General features: G+C 51.6%; 23 protein-coding genes, 4 tRNA genes and 1 other annotated feature. Of the genes, 22 read left to right on the forward strand and 5 right to left on the reverse strand.

Features of this window, described 5'->3' with window-relative positions:
- Positions 1–75: 75 nt before the first annotated feature.
- Both QYE77_RS10565 and QYE77_RS10570 read right to left on the reverse strand, forming a co-directional pair.
- The gene (locus QYE77_RS10565) at positions 76–405 is read right to left on the reverse strand and encodes a hypothetical protein (protein WP_315625374.1); all 330 of its coding nucleotides are present in this window, start codon (positions 403–405) and stop codon (positions 76–78) included.
- Positions 398–1,678: a hypothetical protein gene (locus QYE77_RS10570; RefSeq protein ID WP_315623221.1), complete on the reverse strand. Its 1,281-nt coding sequence runs from the start codon at positions 1,676–1,678 to the stop codon at positions 398–400. The genes QYE77_RS10565 and QYE77_RS10570 overlap by 8 nt, the downstream gene beginning before the upstream one ends.
- Before the next feature lie 144 nt (positions 1,679–1,822).
- Here QYE77_RS10570 and QYE77_RS10575 point away from each other — a divergent pair, with 144 nt between their 5' ends.
- From QYE77_RS10575 to QYE77_RS10610, 8 genes are all read left to right on the forward strand, one after another.
- Positions 1,823–3,454: an ABC transporter substrate-binding protein gene (locus tag QYE77_RS10575; protein ID WP_315625375.1), complete on the forward strand. Its 1,632-nt coding sequence runs from the start codon at positions 1,823–1,825 to the stop codon at positions 3,452–3,454.
- A 146-nt stretch (positions 3,455–3,600) separates the two neighbouring features.
- Positions 3,601–4,611, forward strand: a complete 1,011-nt coding sequence (locus tag QYE77_RS10580; protein ID WP_315625376.1) for an ABC transporter permease — start codon at positions 3,601–3,603, stop codon at positions 4,609–4,611.
- Positions 4,612–4,627: 16 nt separating this feature from the next.
- The gene (gene nikC / locus QYE77_RS10585) at positions 4,628–5,524 is read left to right on the forward strand and encodes a nickel transporter permease (protein WP_315625377.1); all 897 of its coding nucleotides are present in this window, start codon (positions 4,628–4,630) and stop codon (positions 5,522–5,524) included.
- A gap of 10 nt (positions 5,525–5,534) precedes the next feature.
- Entirely contained in the window at positions 5,535–6,500 is a 966-nt protein-coding gene (locus QYE77_RS10590) for an ABC transporter ATP-binding protein (RefSeq protein WP_315625378.1), read from the forward strand.
- A gap of 3 nt (positions 6,501–6,503) precedes the next feature.
- On the forward strand, positions 6,504–7,499 hold the full coding sequence (locus tag QYE77_RS10595) for an ABC transporter ATP-binding protein (RefSeq protein ID WP_315625379.1): 996 nt from the start codon (positions 6,504–6,506) through the stop codon (positions 7,497–7,499).
- A gap of 27 nt (positions 7,500–7,526) precedes the next feature.
- The gene (locus tag QYE77_RS10600; RefSeq protein WP_315625380.1) at positions 7,527–8,576 is read left to right on the forward strand and encodes a M29 family metallopeptidase; all 1,050 of its coding nucleotides are present in this window, start codon (positions 7,527–7,529) and stop codon (positions 8,574–8,576) included.
- 31 nt (positions 8,577–8,607) lie between these two features.
- Positions 8,608–9,735: a DUF917 domain-containing protein gene (locus QYE77_RS10605; protein ID WP_315625381.1), complete on the forward strand. Its 1,128-nt coding sequence runs from the start codon at positions 8,608–8,610 to the stop codon at positions 9,733–9,735.
- Complete coding sequence (locus tag QYE77_RS10610; protein WP_315625382.1) at positions 9,732–10,754, forward strand: aminopeptidase; 1,023 nt, start codon at positions 9,732–9,734, stop codon at positions 10,752–10,754. Before QYE77_RS10605 ends, QYE77_RS10610 begins: the two co-directional genes overlap by 4 nt.
- A gap of 424 nt (positions 10,755–11,178) precedes the next feature.
- Here QYE77_RS10610 and QYE77_RS10615 read toward each other — a convergent pair whose 3' ends face one another.
- Positions 11,179–11,859: a DNA polymerase domain-containing protein gene (locus QYE77_RS10615; protein WP_315625383.1), complete on the reverse strand. Its 681-nt coding sequence runs from the start codon at positions 11,857–11,859 to the stop codon at positions 11,179–11,181.
- Between QYE77_RS10615 and QYE77_RS10620 the strand changes: the two genes are divergently transcribed.
- A complete protein-coding gene (locus QYE77_RS10620) occupies positions 11,849–12,187 on the forward strand; it encodes a hypothetical protein (RefSeq protein WP_315625384.1) in 339 nt (112 codons plus the stop codon). The genes QYE77_RS10615 and QYE77_RS10620 overlap by 11 nt on opposite strands.
- 214 nt (positions 12,188–12,401) lie before the next feature.
- Here QYE77_RS10620 and QYE77_RS10625 read toward each other — a convergent pair whose 3' ends face one another.
- Both QYE77_RS10625 and QYE77_RS10630 read right to left on the reverse strand, forming a co-directional pair.
- Positions 12,402–13,061, reverse strand: a complete 660-nt coding sequence (locus tag QYE77_RS10625; RefSeq protein WP_315625385.1) for a DarT1-associated NADAR antitoxin family protein — start codon at positions 13,059–13,061, stop codon at positions 12,402–12,404.
- Positions 13,024–14,025, reverse strand: coding sequence for a DarT ssDNA thymidine ADP-ribosyltransferase family protein (locus QYE77_RS10630; RefSeq protein ID WP_315625386.1), 1,002 nt, complete (start codon positions 14,023–14,025; stop codon positions 13,024–13,026). The genes QYE77_RS10625 and QYE77_RS10630 overlap by 38 nt, the downstream gene beginning before the upstream one ends.
- A 132-nt stretch (positions 14,026–14,157) precedes the next feature.
- Between QYE77_RS10630 and QYE77_RS10635 the strand changes: the two genes are divergently transcribed.
- From QYE77_RS10635 to rplL, 13 genes are all read left to right on the forward strand, one after another.
- Positions 14,158–14,283, forward strand: coding sequence for a hypothetical protein (locus QYE77_RS10635; RefSeq protein WP_315625387.1), 126 nt, complete (start codon positions 14,158–14,160; stop codon positions 14,281–14,283).
- Between the two features lie 29 nt (positions 14,284–14,312).
- A tRNA-Thr gene (locus QYE77_RS10640) sits at positions 14,313–14,385 on the forward strand.
- A 70-nt stretch (positions 14,386–14,455) separates the two neighbouring features.
- Positions 14,456–14,539 (forward strand) — tRNA-Tyr (locus tag QYE77_RS10645).
- Between the two features lie 49 nt (positions 14,540–14,588).
- Positions 14,589–14,661: transfer RNA gene (locus QYE77_RS10650), tRNA-Thr, on the forward strand.
- 65 nt (positions 14,662–14,726) lie between these two features.
- Entirely contained in the window at positions 14,727–15,929 is a 1,203-nt protein-coding gene (gene tuf, locus QYE77_RS10655; RefSeq protein WP_315624386.1) for an elongation factor Tu, read from the forward strand.
- Positions 15,930–15,971: 42 nt separating this feature from the next.
- Entirely contained in the window at positions 15,972–16,142 is a 171-nt protein-coding gene (gene rpmG, locus QYE77_RS10660; protein ID WP_054520124.1) for a 50S ribosomal protein L33, read from the forward strand.
- A gap of 53 nt (positions 16,143–16,195) precedes the next feature.
- Positions 16,196–16,269 (forward strand) — tRNA-Trp (locus QYE77_RS10665).
- 63 nt (positions 16,270–16,332) lie between these two features.
- The gene (gene secE, locus QYE77_RS10670) at positions 16,333–16,677 is read left to right on the forward strand and encodes a preprotein translocase subunit SecE (protein WP_315625388.1); all 345 of its coding nucleotides are present in this window, start codon (positions 16,333–16,335) and stop codon (positions 16,675–16,677) included.
- Positions 16,678–16,805: 128 nt separating this feature from the next.
- A complete protein-coding gene (gene nusG / locus QYE77_RS10675; protein WP_399390587.1) occupies positions 16,806–17,387 on the forward strand; it encodes a transcription termination/antitermination protein NusG in 582 nt (193 codons plus the stop codon).
- A 78-nt stretch (positions 17,388–17,465) separates the two neighbouring features.
- On the forward strand, positions 17,466–17,891 hold the full coding sequence (gene rplK, locus QYE77_RS10680) for a 50S ribosomal protein L11 (protein ID WP_315625390.1): 426 nt from the start codon (positions 17,466–17,468) through the stop codon (positions 17,889–17,891).
- Between the two features lie 46 nt (positions 17,892–17,937).
- A complete protein-coding gene (gene rplA / locus QYE77_RS10685; protein WP_315625391.1) occupies positions 17,938–18,657 on the forward strand; it encodes a 50S ribosomal protein L1 in 720 nt (239 codons plus the stop codon).
- Positions 18,658–18,705: 48 nt separating this feature from the next.
- Positions 18,706–18,856 (forward strand) — a sequence feature (ribosomal protein L10 leader region).
- 15 nt (positions 18,857–18,871) lie between these two features.
- Positions 18,872–19,405, forward strand: a complete 534-nt coding sequence (rplJ, locus tag QYE77_RS10690) for a 50S ribosomal protein L10 (protein ID WP_315625392.1) — start codon at positions 18,872–18,874, stop codon at positions 19,403–19,405.
- A 136-nt stretch (positions 19,406–19,541) separates the two neighbouring features.
- Complete coding sequence (gene rplL / locus QYE77_RS10695) at positions 19,542–19,928, forward strand: 50S ribosomal protein L7/L12 (RefSeq protein WP_315625393.1); 387 nt, start codon at positions 19,542–19,544, stop codon at positions 19,926–19,928.
- The last annotated feature ends 12 nt before the right edge of the window (positions 19,929–19,940 follow it).

Here is a 19,940-nt window from a genome sequence, read left to right on the forward strand (position 1 = left end):
ATGTATGGCCGATGGGTGGCTACTGAGGTTTATTAGAGTAAATCGGTGTAAAAAGAAAGGAGTTGGAACGGTGGGTTAATCCATGTGTGAAGTATAACATAAGGTAAAAAAGTATAATTGGTTGAGAATAACACCGAATACGTAACCGTAGATTTTGAGCTGTGAGGGAGCTGGTCGTTTTTGTTGCTCTATTTCGGGGGGGAAATGAGCGGTCAGAGGACGTGTCAAGCCAAAAGATAATGTTACCGAACGGCTATTGTTCTGCCAAAAGATAATGTTACCCAAGCGGCCACTCCTTTCAGGGAAGGTGGGATGGAAAAGCTGAATGTCAAAGAACAATCTGGCCAGTTGGCCTTCGGGGGTGCCACACAAGCGCTGATAGCCAACGACCAGCCGATCAGACATGTGAATGCTCTGGCTGTTGTAAGGTCAGGCGGACATCCTCCACCTGACCCTCTGGAGCACAGGGCAGGTGGGCGAGGCGGTCAACCAGCGCCTGGATCTCTTCACGCAAGCGCATGGGATTGGTTTGCTCACGCAGGGCCAGGCAGGCCGCCTGTTTCTCCGGGGAGAGTGCACCGGCCTGGATGAGCCGTTCGAGAGGCGGGATGGCAGGAGCGTACATGCGTTTGACTTTGGCAGGCGTTTGTTCGGAGCGGATACGTTTTTCTTGCAGGCGCAGGACGGGCTGGAAGAAGTTATGGTATAGCCAGAGTTTGTCATAGAGTTGGTTGAGCAAATGGGTCTGTTCCACCGTGTCCAGCCGACCATAGCCGACATAGGCGCGCACCAGCGAGAAGTTGTTTTCTTCCACAAAGCGATTGTCGTTCTTGTGAAAGGGACGGCTGCGCGAAACGTCTGCTTTCACTCTGTCCTTCCAGTACCGCAGGAGATGGGCGTTCAGGAACTCGCTGCCGTTATCCGGGTGCAATTCGCGGATTGCGAAGGGTAAACGCTGGCGAATGCGCTCAAAGCCGTCTTGCATGACCAGCCAGGAGCGTCCCAGCACTGCCACACACTCACTCCAGCCACTGGCCACGTCCACCAGTTGCAGGGTGTGGACGTATTGTCCCTGGGAGCTTAAGCCGCAGTGGTGCACCAGGTCGACTTCCAGGTGCCCGGGCTGACGTTCCTCCCAGGCAATGCGCCGCATCGGGATGAACGACTTCACGCTGGAAGTCGGGGCCGGGCGTCCCACCCGATGCGCCAGGCGCTGGGCAGCCCGTTGCGAAGCCGGCAAGCGCCGCCGCACACTGGAAATGCTGATCTTTCCCAGCAATTCCAGCGTTGTCTCGCTCAGGAGCAATTCACCGTGCGCTTGCAAGTGCCTGGCCATCCAGACCAGGTTCGGTTGCAGACGTTCGGCACAGGGATAATCCAGACTGCGAGCGATCACCGCAATCGCCGCATCTACCTCCGGCCCATACCTCTTGCCGCGCTCCCGCTTACGCCGCTTGCGTCCTAGCTCCCCATTCAGCAAACGGATCAGCGATTTGCGGTGCAGGCCGGTCACGGCCTGGGCTTCATCCAGCAGACGGCTGCGCTCTTTGCGCCCTTCCGCCCGCCAGTACCGCAGCCGTATCTTGTGTAAGTACTTGCGACGCTCATCTACGGTCATTGGATCGGTTTCGGCCATCTCGTTCACTCCGGTAACATTTTCTTTTGAGTGAACGATCATACCTCGGTAACATTTTATTTGATAGAACGCGGAGGATTGACTTTTTAATCTCTTTTTGTTTTAATGCAAGCATTTACAGGTTCTCCTTACCCCCTCTGGTTTCAAAATTTTACGTTAGTTCCCTAAGGTAATATCAGGTCAGTATTGGCTATTACCAAGGTAACCCGAGTAGAGCCATTTTTAAATCCTGTTCATTCCAAAGGAGGAGAAATGAAAAGGCGGTTTGTTTTAATCACAGTTTTGGCCTTGCTTGGCATCTTGTTGTCTGCGTGTGGGGGTGGGGGTGCGGCCTCAAACCAAAAGCCTCTGAAATTTGCCGTTTACGCTCTAAATAGCGAGCCACTTACAAGTTGGGATCCGGCCATTGAATACTCCAACGGCATCCATGTGCACAACAATATGTACGAACAATTGTTGCGCTATGATGCTATCAATAAAAAGATTATCCCCCTTCTTGCGGAGTCTTACACGATTTCAGATGATGGACTTACGTGGACGTTCAAATTGCGCCAAGGGGTAAAATTCCAAAATGGCGATCCATTAACTGCCGAGGATGTCAAGTACTCCATTGAGCGGACCATGCAATTGGGTGCCGGTGCGTCTTACATCTGGTCAGCTGTGAATGCGATCAACGTTGTAGATCCTCAAACGGTGGAATTTAAACTATCCTACAAGGCACCGCTTGATTTGATCGCTTCAACCGGTTATGCTGCCTTCATCTACTCTAAGAAGTGTGTTAAAGAAGATAACACCTGGATTGATGAAGCCAAAGGCTGTGGCACCGGCCCTTATATGCTCAAGAGTTCGAAGTGGGGGGATGAAGTCATCCTTGAAAAATATGCTGACTATTGGGGAGGATGGCAGGAGAACAGTTTTGATGTCGTGATCTTCAGAAAAGTGGCCGAGCCTGCGACGCGGCGGCAGATGATTGAAACCGGTGAAGCGACCATTACGGTTGAATTACCCTATACAGACATTGAAGCCCTCAAGAATAATCCAAATGTGACGGTGTACGTTGAACCCTCATTCCAGAACCTCATTGCGATGTTCAACACCCAAAAAGCACCCCTCGATAATGTGGACGTACGCCGTGCGCTATCGTATGCCTTCCCTTATGAGCAGGTCATCAAAACGGCTATCGGAGGCTATGGTCGTCAATCTTATGGAATGGTGCCGTATGGATTGTGGGGGTGGAGCGACAAACTCCCTCGCTATGAATATAACCTGGATAAGGCCCGCGAATATCTGCAAAAGGCCGGTTATGGGGAGGGCGGTTTTAAACTGTTACTCACTTACACGGCAGGCAATGAAGCCGAAAAGAGTGCAGCAGAATTGTATAAATCCGAACTGGCAAAGTTAAACATTGACCTTGAAATCCGCGGTATGCCCTGGGATAGCCAATGGGAACTGGCAAAAGGTGCTCCGGAAAACCGGCAGGATATTCTCATGATGTACTGGTGGCCCGATATGCCCAGCCCCTACTCGATGCTTTACAGCACGTTCCATTCAGAGGATGAACCGCTCTTTAATTTGGCATATTACAAAAATCCGCAATTTGACCAACTGATTGACACGGCCAACGAAATCACCTCAACCGATTTTGCCAAAGCCGAGCAAATGTTTATTGAAGCGCAACGTATCCTGCTGGACGAGGCAGTCTCGTTATTCATCTATGATCGTGAAGATGTTTGGGTTACGGTGAAGAATCTGCAAGGGTTTAAGTTCAATCCGGCTTACCCAACAGTGGTCTTCTTCCATGAATTGACTATGAAATAGTCACGGAGAGCATAGAGTATTACTCCTAAAATGGGGCACAGAATAGGGGGCGGTTCTCCTCTGTTCTGTGCCCATTTAAGCCGGGGAAGAGCGTCTACTGCAAGCGGCATTAGCCGCTCTCGAAACCCAAGGAATGGTGAAGGTCAATGAGAAAGTTTATTCTGCGCCGTTTAATGCTTGGAGTGATTGTCATGTTTGGGGTAGCCCTGGTTACTTTCTTCGTGGCGCGGGTGATTCCTTCGGATCCGGCGGCAAAGTGGGCCGGCCCACGTGCTACCCCTGAGCAAATTGCTAAGGCCCGTTTAGAACTCGGTTTGGATAAGCCCCTAACCGTTCAATTTGGGAAATACTTAATGGACTTGCTCCATGGTAATCTGGGATATTCTTTGCGTACACGCCGACCGGTGGCTTTGGAACTAATGGAAAACCTGCCCGCAACGATTGAATTGGTATTGATTTCAACGTTTGCGGCCGTTTTCGTCGGCATTCCGCTTGGGGTTATTTCGGCCAAGCAAAAAGATCACCTCGTAGATCACTTAAGCCGTTTGTTTTCAATCGGCGCAGTTTCACTGCCGACGTTTTGGATCGGCCTAATCCTACAACTGGTCTTCGCCCGCACGCTCCATTGGTTCCCTATGGGGGGGCAACTAAGTACCGAAATCAAACTGACCATGGAGATCCCGCATGTTACCGGATTTCTCATCTTTGATTCACTGATTACAGGTAACTTCGTAATCTTTTTTGATGCGCTTTGGCACTTAGTTCTTCCTGGAATAACCATTGGTCTGTATCCAGTGGGCTTGGTGGCCCGTATGACCCGCTCGGCATTGCTGGAGATTTTGAACGAGGATTACATTACCGCCGCTCGGTCATATGGGTTGCGGGATCGCATTATCCTCTGGTCATATGCGCTAAAGAATTCTATCGGCCCCACTTCGACTGTGGTTGCCCTCTCGATTGGGTATACATTGGTGAATACGTTCCTTACCGAGACCATCTTTACCTGGCCGGGTATTGGGAGTTACGTAGCAACGGCTGTGATTGGTTTGGACTACCCCGCTATTATGGGCGTTACGATTTTTTCAGCCTTTTCCTATGTTATTTTGAACCTAATCGCCGATATTATCATAGCCCTCGACCCGCGAGTGAGGACGTAAAAGGGGAGGCGGAGGCATGGTTAACTGGTTTGTGGATACCTATAAATCACTTCAACCCACTTGGCGGGAATTAAAACTGTCGTTTTATCTCCTTAACCGCAATGTCTTGCAGCGCATCTCGTTGATCATTATTGCTTTGTTAGTGCTGGTGGCGATTTTTGCACCATGGATTGCCCCTTACCCCTCACATGCCATCAGTGAAACCAATCCTCAGGATAAATTATTACCCCCTTCTAGCCGTTACATTATGGGAACAGATGAATTGGGGCGAGATTTGTTTTCGCGTATCATCTTTGGCACCCGCATTTCCCTTCAAACAGCACTCATTGCCGTTGGGTTAGCCTTATTGATCGGCGTTCCATTGGGAGCGATAGCAGGTGGTTTGGGTGGCTGGGCCGATGAAATTATCATGCGGATTACGGATATCTTCCTTTCTTTTCCCCCGCTCTTGCTGGCGATAGCCATTGCCGCCTTTTTAGGACCCAGTTTGAGCAATGCTATGTTGGCTATCGCCATTTCATGGTGGCCATGGTATACGCGAATAATTCGCGGGCAAGCCGTTTCCATTCGCGAACGACAGTTTGTGCGGGCGGCCTTGGCGATTGGCACCCCTATGTCACGCATTATCTTTCGGCATATTCTTCCCAACACACTGGCTCCGGTGATTGTTCAGGCCTCGATGGATATTGGTGGGGTCATCCTCACCATTGCGGCTTTGAGTTTTTTGGGGTTAGGGGCGCAACCGCCTACCCCGGAGTGGGGGTTATTGATCTCAACCAGCCGCACTTATTTTCTCAATGCCTGGTGGTACAGCACTTTTCCCGGCATCGCCATATTTATTACAGTGCTGGTTTTTAACCTGATCGGCGATGGTATTCGTGAGGTACTTGATCCTCGCACGCGCAAGTTCTAGGTGGTGTGTCATGACAGCCTATTTTGAAATCAGAAACCTTGCCGTAAGTTTTAGAACGTTTGAGGGCATACACCCTGTGCTCAAGATTGAGCACTTGGCTATCGAGCGTGGAGAAACGTATGGTTTAGTGGGAGAAAGCGGCGCCGGTAAGACGGTACTGGCGTTGACCATACTGGGCTTGTTGCCCAAACCGGCTGGCATTATTCACAGCGGTGAAATTTGGTTTGATGGTGACGATTTGCTCAAGAAATCCGAGCAGGAACTGGCATCTGCGTATCGTGGTAAGCGTCTGGCCATGATTTTTCAAGATCCAATGTCTACCCTCAATCCGGTGTTTACCATTGGTCAGCAAATCGAACGGGTCATTGAACAGCATCAAGGGCTGAAGGGGGCGGCCCGAACCCGCCGCGCAGTAGAACTGCTGGACATGGTCAAACTACCCGATGCAAAGAACGTGCTCAGAAAATACCCCCATGAATTGAGCGGAGGTCAGCGCCAACGAGTCATTATTGCAATTGCTTTGTCCTGTGGTGCGGAATTCCTTATTGCCGATGAGCCAACCCGAAACTTGGATGTGACCATCCAGGCCGGAATTTTGAAATTGATTGATGAATTACAAAAGAGTTTACGAATCAGCGTTCTGTTCATTGCTAATAATGTCAGTTTGGTCAATGTTTTTTGTAAAAATGTGGGCATTCTTTATCGCGGCAAACTCGTAGAAGAAGGCCCAAGTGCGTTGGTTACCCGTCAACCCCAACACCCCTATACCCAAACATTGATATCGGCTATTCCGCGGGATAAATCAGAAAAGTTAAGATTTGCCAATATCAAGATTAAGCCCGAAGCCCCGCAAGGTTGTCCGTTTTACTCACGGTGTCCGATAGGAGTGGAGCAATGCATGCAGGGAGAGCCAATGCTTGAACCGGTGGAAGATCAGCAACACAGGGCTGCGTGTTTCTTAGTGAAGAGGGATTAGGCAATGAGCGAGCCATTGGTCAAAATTGAGGGTCTTAAGAAATATTTCCCCGTGCGATCGGATGCTTTTTGGGGTCCGAAAAAATGGGTACGGGCGGTGGATGGGGTGGATTTGGAAATCCAAAAGGGCGAAGTGGTCGGCCTTGTAGGCGAGTCGGGATGTGGTAAGACGACGTTGGTAAATTTATTGCTTCGCCTTGAAGAACCCACGGAAGGGCGCATTATTTTTGATGGTATAGATATTACCCATCTCTCCCAGAAAGAGCTTCGAGACACCATTCGTAAGGACATTCAAATTGTTTTCCAGGATCCGTTTTGGTCGCTTAATCCGCGCATGCTGGTGCGGGATGTGGTCGGTGAACCTTTGACGGTACATCGTCGCATTTCAATGCTCGAACTTACAGAGCAAGTCAAAGATTTATTAGAGATGGTAGGGTTACCTCGTGATTCGCTTTATAAGTACCCGCATGAATTTTCAGGGGGGCAGCGCCAGAGGATTGCCATAGCTCGTGCACTGGCTTTACAACCCAAACTGGTCGTTCTCGATGAACCCACCTCTTCAATAGACATCCTTTCCCAGGCTCAAATTCTGGATTTGCTGATGCAATTAAAGCAGCGCTTGGGCCTAACTTACGTCCTTGTTTCACATGATCTCAGTGTCGTCCATTACATGTCCGACCGGATTGTGGTCATGTATCTGGGCAAAATTGTCGAGCAGGGCCCGGCCAGTGAGGTGTTCAATCATCCACGCCATCCCTACACCCAGGCTTTGTTCAATGCCATTCCAACCCTGGAAATGAATGACTTGAGCGAGTTGCAAACGCTGGAAGGAAACGTGCCGAGCGCAATTGATCCACCAACGGGCTGCCGGTTTCATACTCGTTGCCCGTACCGGATGCCAATTTGTAGCACCGCGGAGCCACGGGCGCTGGTGGTTGGTGAGCGCCATGTTGCGGCCTGCTATCTACTGGAAGAAAATCAAAAAATCCTGAGCCAGTGATCAAGACTTATTCATGGAGGAGACCCGATGACCGAATTTTTTCAATATGAATTGGCACGTGCTGCACATATTCTGGTGGCAGAAATGTTTCGCCTCAAGCCTGGTGAAACTCTTGTGATTACGGCCGATACGCAAAGCGATATGCGGGTTGTGGATGCTGTGGCCGCCGCAGCTCACACCGTTGGGGCGATCCCCATGGTGATTGTGCTGGCTTCGCCGCTGGGAGTGGGCAAGGCAGCTGACCCCATGTTACCCATTGAACCGCTTACTGCGGCACTTGCTCAAGCAGATGCATGGGTAGAATTCAACAAGCAGTGGCTCTTATATTCCACGCCTTTTGAACGTGCGATGGCGCATAACTCACGCTTGCGCTACATGTGCCTTGTCGAGATGACGGTGGATATGATGGTGAGATTGATCGGGCGTGTGGATGCGGTTGCCCTGTCGCGCTTTATGCATCGGGTTACCGAGATGACTCAAAATGCCCGTGAAATGCGCATAACTACACCAGCCGGAAATGATTTATGGTTCAAATTACTGCCCAAGGAACGCAAAGTCAGTTGCGATGATGGTTTGTGTGATACCCCCGGGATGCATTTCTTAGGCGGTCAGATTTCGTTCACTCCTGATTTTGAGTCCATCAACGGGAAACTGGTTTTCGATGGCACCATTTCTCCGCCGTGTGGACTCTTAAAGGAGCCAGTGGTGCTGGAAGTGGAAAAAGGCCGAGTCATCAAAATTAGTGGTGGGGCACAGGCCGAAGAATTTCGCCGCTGGTTAGAAAGTTTTGACGATCCCAACATGTTCCGTTTGGCACACGGCTGTTATGGATTCAATCCCGGTGCTCGGCTGAGCGGAAATATCTTAGAAGACGAACGGATTTGGGGTTGCACCGAATGGGGGTTGGGCTATTTGAGCCCGGTGGACGCTCCACCGGATGGCATACAAGCCAAGTCTCATTGCGATGGAATCTGCCTGAACTCTTCGGTGTGGTTGGATGGGGTGCAAATCCTGGATAAAGGGATTGTTATTCATCCCGAATTGAAACCACTGGCCGAACCACTCATTGGCCGTTAGAAATCACAATATTTGAGGAGGCTTATCACCCATGAAGACACTCTCTCGACAGGACTTATATGATATTCTCTACGGATGCACCATTCTCGGCACCGGCGGGGGCGGGTCTTTACAGAAAGGCTTGGAGTTGATTGAGGATGCTCTCAGCAAAGGTAAGCGATTTCGGTTGGTGGATTTTAGCGAAGTGCCCGATGATGCCTGGATCGCCACACCTTATATGTGTGGAAGCGTCTCTCCCAGCACACCGGAACTGGAGGCTCAATATGCTGATCTGCCAAGATTGAGTGAGCCCGAACCATACCTGGCTTACCGCGCCCTGGAAGATTATTTCGGCCAAGAGTTTTACGGGGTCATTTCAACGGAATTAGGGGGTGGCAATACTGCCGAGGCCTTCTATGTGGCTGCGCTGCTGGATCGCTATATCATTGATGCGGATCCTGCTGGCAGGTCTGTGCCGGAGTTGCAGCATTCAACCTATTGTATCTACAATTTGCCCATTTATCCCCTGGCGTGTGCCAATCAGTTTGGTGATGTGGCGATTTTACCCAAGGTGGTGAATGATTTGCGCGCTGAGGCCATGGTGCGTGCAATGGCCGTGGTCAGCAAAAACCGCATTGGCGTGGCCGATCATCCTGCACAGGCTAAGGTATTACGCCACGCGGTGATTCGCGGTGCGATCAGCCAGGCGTGGAAGATTGGAAAAGCATATCGCGAAGCGAAGGAAAAAGGAGAACCGGTCTCCGAGTATGTTGCCGCGGCGGGTGGTGGATTCGTCCTTTTCAAGGGCAGGGTCATAAAGCATCATTACGATACCATTGAGGGTTTCACGGTTGGTGATGTCTATCTTCAAGGGGAAGGACAATACAAAGACAGCCAATATCATATTTGGTTTAAGAATGAACACATCATTTCCTGGCGGGATGGAAAGGTTGACGTAACTGTGCCAGATTTGATCTGTTTGTTCAACGATGAGACACTCGAGCCCAACCTGAATCCGTATTTCTATGAGGGGATGCGAGTTTCGGTGATAGGGTTGCCGGCACCCGAACCATGGCGTACACCGCGCGGTTTAGAATTGTTTGGGCCAAAGCACTTTGGTTTTGACATTGCCTATAAGCCGTTAGAACAACGCATCTCTGAATTAGGGATTGAGCCATGAAAGAGTTTGAGCATCTCCGTCAGGCTGCAATCAATATGCTCAACGTCAATTTGGGCGTCCGCGAGGGTGAACGCATTGCATTTGTCACCGATGTGCCTGCGCCAGGCGATTGGGAGAGGTTGCCCGAGGAAGTTCTGGAGGATATGCTTAACCGTGCACGAATGACCCGTGCCATTTGTCAGATGATGCGCAAGGCATTTCCGGCGCTGGTCGTAGATTTGATTTGTTTCGAACAAACCGGTCAGAGCGGACGGGAGCCAGACGAAGAAACTGCTCAGCGATTCCTAAACTATGATGTGTTGGTATTGATGACCACACATTCGCTTTCCCATACCCGGGCAAGGGAAAATGCGTGTCAAAATGGGGCACGGATCGCCAGTATGCCGGGGGTGGACGCCGCAATGTTTGCTCCTAATGGGCCGATGGCAGCCGATTATGTTCAAATCCAAGAGGAATCACTCGCCTTGGCCGAAATGCTAACCAGGGGGCACAGCGTTCGCATTACAACGCCATATGGAACAGATTTATCTTTTAGTATTGAGGGACGGAATGGAAAAGGAGATACCGGCCTACTTCTTGAACCAGGCGCATTCGGTAATCTACCGGGAGGTGAGGCCTATATTGCTCCGGTAGAGGGCACCGCTGAGGGTGTGTTGGTAGTTCCGGCTGGCTGGTATCCGGGCCTGAAAGAGAATATGAGGCTAACATTTCATGCCGGTTATGTGATTTCGGTGGAGGGGGGAGGTGATGTGGGGGCTTCTTTTCGCGAATTGTTCAACTTTTCAAATGCACATCTATCTCACCGTCGCAACTGCGCAGAATTGGGGATTGGCACTAACCCCAACGCCAAACGACCGGATAATGTCCTAGAAGCCGAGAAGATCAAAGGCACAGTGCATATCGCAGTTGGAGATAACGCGCATATGGGGGGCATGGTTGAGTCGGATCTGCATGAGGATTTTGTACTACCTCAGCCGACCTTGTGGATTGATGGGGAACGTATTTTAGGTGAAAAATGAGCACGCTTATCACTTGTTAGTCTGACCTGTATTCTTCGAATCCAGAGGTTGCGGGTTCGAGCCCCGCCGGGGGCGCTGAACAAACGGCGATAAGTCCTTGTGGATTGGGTCAAAGTTATAAATCCCGCATTCCCGTGGCCGAAGCCACCCGCAAAAAGTAGACCGGTTGATGTAATTACCCGCGATTATGAGAATTGAGGGTAATTAGCGGAAATGGCATTCGGCGTTGGGTTTTTCGGCCATTTCCGCGCCACAAAGGTCATCCCCCAGAATTTGGCTTGATGTGGTCTATACATGGCAGGCTGAGGAGATTGAGAGGGGGTACTTCGCGGTGCGGGTCACGACCCTTGGCAGAAACACCAGGCGCAGGTTGATCGCGCTGGATAGGGGATCTACACGCGGCTTGTGCTCCAGATCGGTAACCTCAGGCCGAGGGGAACGGGGAAGCTTCGATCGAGGTCATCACGTCCAAAACCTCAGCGGCAGCGCGCTGCACCCAGCGCGCATAGGGTTCCAGATCCAGGTCTTCTGGGGGTGGGGGTGTCACACTCACGCCGCCACGGGTGAACCAGAAGGTGAGGCGCATACCGGGGTGGACGGTAACGCCACGGGCGGCCAGATGTTGGGCTGCCTGTGCCGCGGGGCTGGGGCGGACATAATCGGTAGGGAGCCGCTGCAGTTTCACCGCCACGCGCAGGTCGTCCACTGGCACCCGGTGCTGCCACAACCGATGGAGTTGCTGATCAACCCAGGCTCGGGCTGCCGTGACTTGGAGGGCGGGGTGCTCGGCCTGCGCCAGGTAGCGGATCAGGGTTTCCTGGACCTGGGCGACGAAGGGCGGGGTATCGTGGCGGCGCAGGGCGATCCCGCGCGCCTTGATCCGACCATCGGAAAAGACGCCGAAGTAGCGATTGGGCACTGGCTGGCGCGGATGCTGACGCGCCGGGGGGAAGGCGATCCAGCGATAGACGCCCTCGAGCGTTACCGGGATGGCGGTTTGCTGCTCAATGGCGGCCAGCAGGGGTGCGAAATCGTCGGGATGGTGAGTTTCTGGCCGCTGGACGAACAGGCTATCCACATACATGTGCAGGACGGTGAACCCCATCGCCTCGGCGATCTCTTTGGCTTGGAGCAGCAGTTCGCGGCTGATGGCGGTGACGGCTTTATGGGATTCGAGCCGGGTGATGCAAGTCAGACGACGACACTGGCTGATTGAAACCGGCTTACATTATCGGCGGGGTGTGACCTTTCGGGAAGACGCTGTTCGGATGACGAAAGGTGCTGCAGGCCGAATTCTGGCGACCATCCATAAGGTTGTCCTGGCGTTGATCAAGCGAGCCGGTGTTGACAACGCAGCCTGGGCTCGTCGCTGGTTTGAGGGACACCTCGACCAGGCTTTCGCCTCGCTTGTCTCCAGACATTCACAACTTTGAGAAAGCCATGGTCACTCCACCAGTGTTCCTTGTGGAAGTTTTTAACTGCTTTTTCTTATATAGTATATGGACACAGACCGGTGCGCAGGACATGAAACCCTTTACCAACACGTTCTAAATTGCTAATTGTCATGGACTATATTCGCATTCTCGTTTTCTGGAAAAGGAAGATTTAGTTGTGTGGCTTGTTCATTGTTTTTATCGGTTTGTTTTTTTATTGGATTTCCGCCTGATTACTGATCAATTTAAGATAATAATCTTTATCTTGGATTACTTTCTCAATTTCCTTGTTTTTGTAAAGAGCCACGTACAGTGCGGCAGATCGAGCTTGACAATTTAACGATTTTTTGGGATTAAAAGCAATATCAGTAAATCCCTTGTAATTAAGCAGTTCTCTTGCAAGACTCTGGTTCTTGTACAAAGCATTGAGGTACAACCAGTCATAAAAAGCAGTGAGGGGTTCCGCTGGAAAGTCTTCTTCCAAGAACCTGAACCCAATTAATTTCCCATTGCTCGAAAGGCGTGGATCTTTTTTGGCGACCTTACTCGGAGCCAAATAAAGGTCTTGAAATGGCCCTCCCCCTTCAAAGACTTTACTTCCCTGAAAGGCACTCTCCACGGACATTTCAAGATTTCCTAGGGGTTTGAGTTTCAAGTTAAATGCACTTAACCTGACCCCTAACGGAGAAGGTGATTTTGATGAAATTTCCAATACTGGCTCAATGCCTTCTTTTTGCAAAGCAGCATGGAAAGATTGGATGCATTTTTGCACTTGAGATAATGCCTGACCCGGAATCCATTCGAATTCAATCTCTTTCTCTATAACAAAGGGCGGTTTATTTTCGTTGGGGATAAATACAGGACGTTTTGCCATCGGTTCTCCTAAAAAGGAATTTCAAAATCAGGTTTTTCCATATCCACTGAAAAGGATTTTCAAATTCAGGCTCTTCCATAGCCGGGATCATTTTATCTAACTCTTTCGTCCACAAAGAATAATCCTCTCTTGGTTTAAAATATTTATTAGAAACTTTAAATTCAAAGCAGTTATCCTCAATTTTAATTTCGAAGCACTCATCATCAGTATCAAAATCAATCTGAAAACTATTTCCATATTGCCTAAGCCAATTATTCAGGACTTCATCATTCTCGAAATATACTTTTCTGATGTAAGAAGGCGCAATGTCACCAAATACCAAAATCTCTGCTTGAGGATTCGTGGTGTAATTATATGGAAGTTCAAGGTAACGCCTCTTATCTCCATAATAATCATTGAACAAATATTCAAGGGCTTCTGGTTTCTTATACTGTTCTATAGGCGTTTTTTTTACTTCAGAAGAAGCGGCATTTGTAGGAAGAAATGCACAATCAAGTTCCCACAAAATATCTGGCTTCAATGAGACCACCACCCAATCCACTTTTTTCTGATTTCGGTATTTATAAAACATTTTGTAATTTGGAAAACTGATACTCAATGAAACCGTATTCAGGCGATTATCGAGTCTGAGATTATCATTGTACTTATACTCGATTCCCCTTTTTCTTAATTCGTCCCTTGTTAGTAAACCACGTGTTATGATACTGTGTAAGTTTTCGATTTGTGAAAAATGAACCAATTCCTCAATTTTTCGATTTTTGCAGATATCTTGGATTTTGCTCTTCTCCGGGTACTTCATTGCTATCTCCTGCATGATGAGAATGTTTTTTGCATAACCATGAGGCTGATAATTCATCCCATCCAGGTTGTAATTAGAATCCTGTGTTTTAACTGAGACCCCCTCCTTTCTGTTATATCCGTTGTAATTTGCCGGATGACTATATGTCCTCCACTTGGCATTCATTATAACAAACTTTCCTGCTGTGTCCCCTCACCCGCTTGCTCCTTGATTCTTAGCCGGCGACCATCAGCATATTATATGCCACCACTTCCTTTGCCCAGCCCTTGCGTTCACATTCACAACCTTGAGAAAGCCATGGTGAACGAACGCGAAGCCTTGACGATTCAGGGGTGTTCTGATAAACTCTGCCCGCATCATGAAAAGCCTCAAGAGGGCTATCTTGTCATCGTTCTAGGGCTTTGGTATAATAAAAACCGCTAGAACTGAAACTTAACAACTCATGAGAAGGTGCCGACGTAGCTCAACCGGCAGAGCAACCGCCTTGTAAGTGGTAGGTTATGGGTTCAAGTCCCATCGTCGGCTCAGTTGTGGGCTGGCAGGCGGGGTTGGTAACGCTAACCTTGCCTGCGAGCCGGCAACGGCTCACCTATGTGGGCGGTTACCCAAGTGGCCAAAGGGGACTGACTGTAAATCAGTTGGCGTCACGCCTTCGGAGGTTCGAATCCTTCACCGCCCACCTGCTCGCAAGCGCACCGGCGCAAGGCGGGTCATCTGGAGAACGGCAAGCCCTCATAGCTCAGACGGTAGAGCACGCCCTTGGTAAGGGCGGGGTCATGGGTTCAAGTCCCATTGAGGGCTCTTTTTGCCGATAGTCTCCGCAACCTTCTTTTGAGACTAAAAAAGAGGAGTCAAGGAGAAAAGACATGGCTAAGCAAAAGTTTGAGCGGACGAAGCCGCACATGAATGTAGGGACGATGGGTCACATAGATCATGGGAAGACGACCCTGACGGCGGCGATCACGAAGTATTGTAACCTATTAGGGCGCGCGGAGTTCAAGGCGTACGATCAGATTGATAATGCGCCGGAGGAGAAAGCGCGCGGGATCACGATCAACATTGCGCATGTCGAATATGAGAGTGAGAAGCGGCACTATGCGCATGTGGACATGCCTGGGCACCGAGACTACATCAAGAACATGATCACGGGGGCGGCGCAGGTAGATGGGGCGATCCTGGTGGTAGCGGCGCCGGAAGGGCCGATGCCGCAGACGCGGGAGCATGTGCTGCTGGCGCGGCAGGTAGAAGTGCCGTATATCATTGTATTTTTGAACAAGATAGACCAGATGGATGATCCGGAATTATTGGAGTTAGTGGAATTAGAGTTGCGGGAGATGCTGAAGGAGTATGGGTATCCTGGGGATGAGACGCCGATCATCCGAGGGAGTGCGTTGAAGGCGTTGGAGAGTCCGTCGAAGGATCCGAATGCGCCGGAGTATGCGTGCATCAAAGAATTGTTGGACACGATGGACAGTTACTTCCCGGAGCCGCAGCGGGATGTGGACAAGCCGTTCATGATGCCGATTGAGGATGTGTTCTCGATCAAAGGGCGCGGGACGGTGGTAACGGGGCGGATAGAGCGAGGACGGGTGAAAGTAGGGGACCCGGTGGAGATTGTTGGGTTGCGGGATCGGAGTTTGAGTTCGGTGGTGACGGGGGTGGAGATGTTCCACAAGACGCTGGATGAAGGGATTGCGGGCGACAATGTAGGGTTGTTGCTGCGCGGGATTGAGCGGACGGATGTGGAACGTGGGATGGTGGTAGCGAAGCCTGGGAGCATCACGCCGCACAAGCGGTTCATGGCGGAAGTGTACGTGCTGCGGAAGGAAGAGGGAGGGCGGCACAAGCCGTTCTTCAGTGGGTATCGGCCGCAGTTTTACATTCGGACGATGGACGTGACGGGGACGATCAAGTTACCGGAAGGGGTAGAGATGGTGATGCCGGGCGACAACGTGAACATGGAAGTGGAGTTGATCGTGCCGGTAGCGCTGGAGCAAGGGTCGAAGTTTGCGATCCGCGAAGGTGGCTTGACCGTGGGTGCCGGCGTCATCACCAAGATTCTGGATTAATGTCTGTGATTTGCCCGTAGGGGCTGAACGAGGTGAGAAGGTATGGCATCTAAAAAGAAAGATATTCGCCTGGTGATCACGCTGGCGTGCACCGATTGTAAGGAACGCAATTACACGACTGAGAAGAACCGCCGCAATGATCCCGGGCGCCTGGAAATCAAGAAATACTGTCCCCGCTGTCGCAAGCATACCTTGCACCGCGAGACGAAGTAGGATTCAGGCGCGTTATAACTCATTTTTTGAGTTATAATAATGTAACGCAATGCAGGCCAGTAGCTCAATTTGGCAGAGCGCCTGTCTCCAAAACAGGAGGTTGTGGGTTCGAGTCCTGCCTGGCCTGCCTCAAGGAAGGGGACGCCGTCGGTAAAGGGACGGCGTCTGCCCTGAAAACAAGGAGTATGGTGTGGCGAAACAAACGGTGAAATCCAAGCCCAATACCAAACCCCAGGCTGCGGTGGCGGAAAAGCCAAAGGCGGTCGAAAAGGCAAAACCGGTTGAGAAACCCAAAGGGGCGGAAAAGCCTAAGACCGCGGAGAAGACGCGCTCTGCCGAGAAGCCCAAGCAGCCAAATGCTATAGTGCGTTGGTGGCGTGAAACAATGGGTGAACTCCGCAAGGTGACCTGGCCGACGCCTGAGGAAGCCTGGCGGTTGACCAAGATTGTGTTGGTAACCATGTTCGCCATGAGTGTGGCCTTGGGGTTGTTGGATTTCCTGTTCTCGTGGTTAATTCGGTTGATTCTGAGTTGATGCGTTATTGGGTGAGAGTGTAGGTGATGATGGTGCCAGAAGGCGAAACGAGCGAGAAGAAGCGAAAAACTTCGCGACGTAAGGCGCAGGAAAGTGCGCCTGCGGTGGCTTCCGACGCCGCGGCAAAGATGGAAACCGGTAGCGCTTCCACGTTGGAGGGGTATGAGCCCCTGGAGCAGACCAACAAGGAGCGCGCCTGGTATGTCATCCATTGCTACTCGGGGTACGAAAACAAGGTGCGCCACAACCTGGAGCAACGTATTGAAACCATGGGGATGAAAGACAAGATTTTTGAGGTCATCGTCCCCACCCAAGAAGAAATCGAGGTCAAGGATGGCAAGCGCCGCGTGGTGGAACGCCACGTGTTTCCGGGTTATGTCCTGGTTAATATGATCCTGGACGATGAGTCCTGGTTTGTGGTGCGCAATACGCCCGGCGTGACCGGCTTTGTGGGCATGGGTAACCAGCCTACGCCCTTACGTCCGGAAGAAGTGGCGCAAATTCTCAAGCGCATGGAGGCGGAGGCACCACGGGTCAAAGTCACTTTCAAGGTTGGCGAGCGTGTGCGCATCATTGATGGGCCGTTCAATGACTTCCGTGGCACGGTGGCTGATATTGACCAGGAGCGCAACAAGGTACGCGTGATGGTCAACTTCTTTGGACGGGAAACGCCGGTGGAGTTGGACTTTTTGCAAGTGGAGAAAGCATAATTAACGGGCGCCAGCCCGTTTTTAGTGGGAGGGTGATCCCTCAAACACCCGCTAAAACCACGAAAGGAGTAGGTAACAGTGGCGAAGAAACTTAAAGCAGTCGTACGGTTGCAATTGGTGGCGGGAAAGGCGAATCCAGCCCCGCCGGTTGGCCCTGCCCTGGCCGGGCATGGGATCAACATTATGGCGTTCTGCAAGGAATACAACGCGCGCACGCAGAATCGTGCGGGTGAGGTCATTCCGGCGGAAATTAGCATCTACACCGATGGGTCATTCACCTTCGTGCTCAAATCACCGCCGGCCTCGGTGTTGCTGAAAAAAGCCGCCGGAATTGAGAAGGGCTCTCCGGCGCCCAATCGGCAAAAGGTGGGCAAGGTCACCCGCGCCCAGATCCGCGAGATCGCCGAGATCAAAATGAAAGACATGAATGCCGTGGATCTCGAGGACGCCATGCGCCAAATCGAAGGCACAGCCCGCAATATGGGCATTGTTGTCGTTGACTAATCTTAGGTGGGAGGGCGTTCGCCCGTCAGGACCACGAGGAGAGACTATGGCAAAGCACGGAAAGAAATACCTAGCAGCAAAAGCAAAAGTAGATGCCGGTCGCGCTTATTCGCCGGAAGAGGCGCTGAAACTGGCAAAGGAAACCTCCATTACCAACTTTGATGGCACGGTAGAAGTGCACTTGCGCATGGGCCTGGATCCGCGTCAGGCCGATCAGCAAGTGCGCGATGTGGTGGTGCTCCCCCATGGCCTGGGCAAGACGGTGCGTGTGTTGGTCTTTGCCCAAGGTGAGGCGGCGGCCATTGCGCAACAGGCCGGTGCTGATTATGTGGCAGATAGTGATGAGTGGATCACCAAGATCCAGAACGGCTGGACCGACTTTGACGTTGCCATTGCTACCCCGGATATGATGAGCAAGGTTGGGCGCCTGGGGCGCGTGCTCGGTCCGCGCGGCCTGATGCCGAACCCGAAGGCCGGTACGGTGGTGCCAGCGGATGACCTGCCGCGCGTGATTCGTGAGGCTAAAGCGGGGCGTGTGGAGTTCCGCATGGATAAAACCGCTAACATTCACGTCCCGATTGGCAAGGTCTCGTTTGATGTGGATAAACTCTACGCCAACATGGCCGCGTTAATGGACGCCATCAAGAAAGCCAAGCCTGCTGCGGCCAAAGGGACCTACATTAAGCGCGTCACCGTGACGACAACCATGGGGCCCGGCATCCGGGTGGATCCAATTCAGGCCCAATCTATGGTGGTTAAGGAGTGAGGTTAGGCACAGGAGCGCGAGAATTTACGGTCGCGATCTGTGATTAACAAGTGAAAATTTTCTTCACCGTAGAAAGCAGGTGCCCCGTAGGGGCTTAATATCCCGCCGAGGTGAAGACCAAGGAGAAGAAAACTACCTTTACGGTAGATTCGAGGTCTTTGCCCGGCGCCTGCAGGCAAAGACCTTATTTTTTGTGGAAAGGAGGTGACATTCATTGGCCTTTACAAGGAAAGAAAAGACCCAAATGGTGGCGCGCTACGTCGAGTGGATCAAAGCCAGCCAGGCGATGGTCGTCCTTTCGTTCACCAAGATGAACATGAAGGAGATTGACGCTCTGCGTGTTAAAGTGCGCGAGGCGGGCGGGGAACTGCACGTGGTTAAAAACACCCTGGTCAAACTGGCGCTCCAAGAAGTGGGTTATCCCACCGATGGCCTGTTTGAGGGTTCGTCGCTGGTGGGCTTTGCCTTCCAGGACGCGCCGGCGCTGGCAAAGGTGTTGAACGAAGCCACGCGCAACTCGGAAATCTTTGCCCTCAAAGGCGGATACCTGGGCCCACGGCGCATTACCGCCGAGCAGGTCAAAGCGCTGGCTGATCTACCACCGCTACCGGTCATGCGGGCGCAATTGCTGGGCGTCATCTCGGCTCCGGCAGCGCGCCTGGTACGCACTCTGGCCGAGCCGGCCCGTGCGCTGGCCTCTGTGGTCAAGGCCTACTCCGAAAAGGAAGCCCAACCCGCAGCGGCTTAATCGTGTCGTCATATCCGGAAGCCCTCTCGTTCGTGGTCACGGAGGTCTAACCGGCAAAACGGATTACCACTAACCTGATGACGTTTTAGGGTGTCGCAATCTTAAAACAACTAGAAACTAAAGGAGATGTTTAACCATGGCTGATCTGGAAAAACTGGTTGAAGAACTGAGCCAACTGACCGTCCTCGAAGCGGCCGAACTGGTCAAGAAATTGGAAGAGAAGTGGGGCGTTTCTGCTGCTGCGCCGGTCGCCGCGGTTGCGGCTGTCCCGGCTGCGGGTGCCGCTGCTGCCGCCGAACCGGTTGAGGAAAAGACCGAGTTCGATGTGGTGATCAAGGACGCCGGCCCCAAGAAGATCGAAACGATCAAGGTCATCCGCCAATTGACCAACCTGGGTCTGGTAGAAGCCAAGCAGATGGCCGAGACCGCGGGTGCCAAGGTGCTCACCGGTGTCAGCAAAGAGGTCGCCCAGGACGCCAAGGCCAAACTCGAAGCTGCCGGCGCTGTGGTCGAGATCGTCTAAGTCGTCACTGCC

Source organism: Thermanaerothrix solaris, from assembly GCF_032334255.1.
Classification (GTDB): Bacteria; Chloroflexota; Anaerolineae; order Anaerolineales; family Anaerolineaceae; genus Thermanaerothrix; species Thermanaerothrix solaris.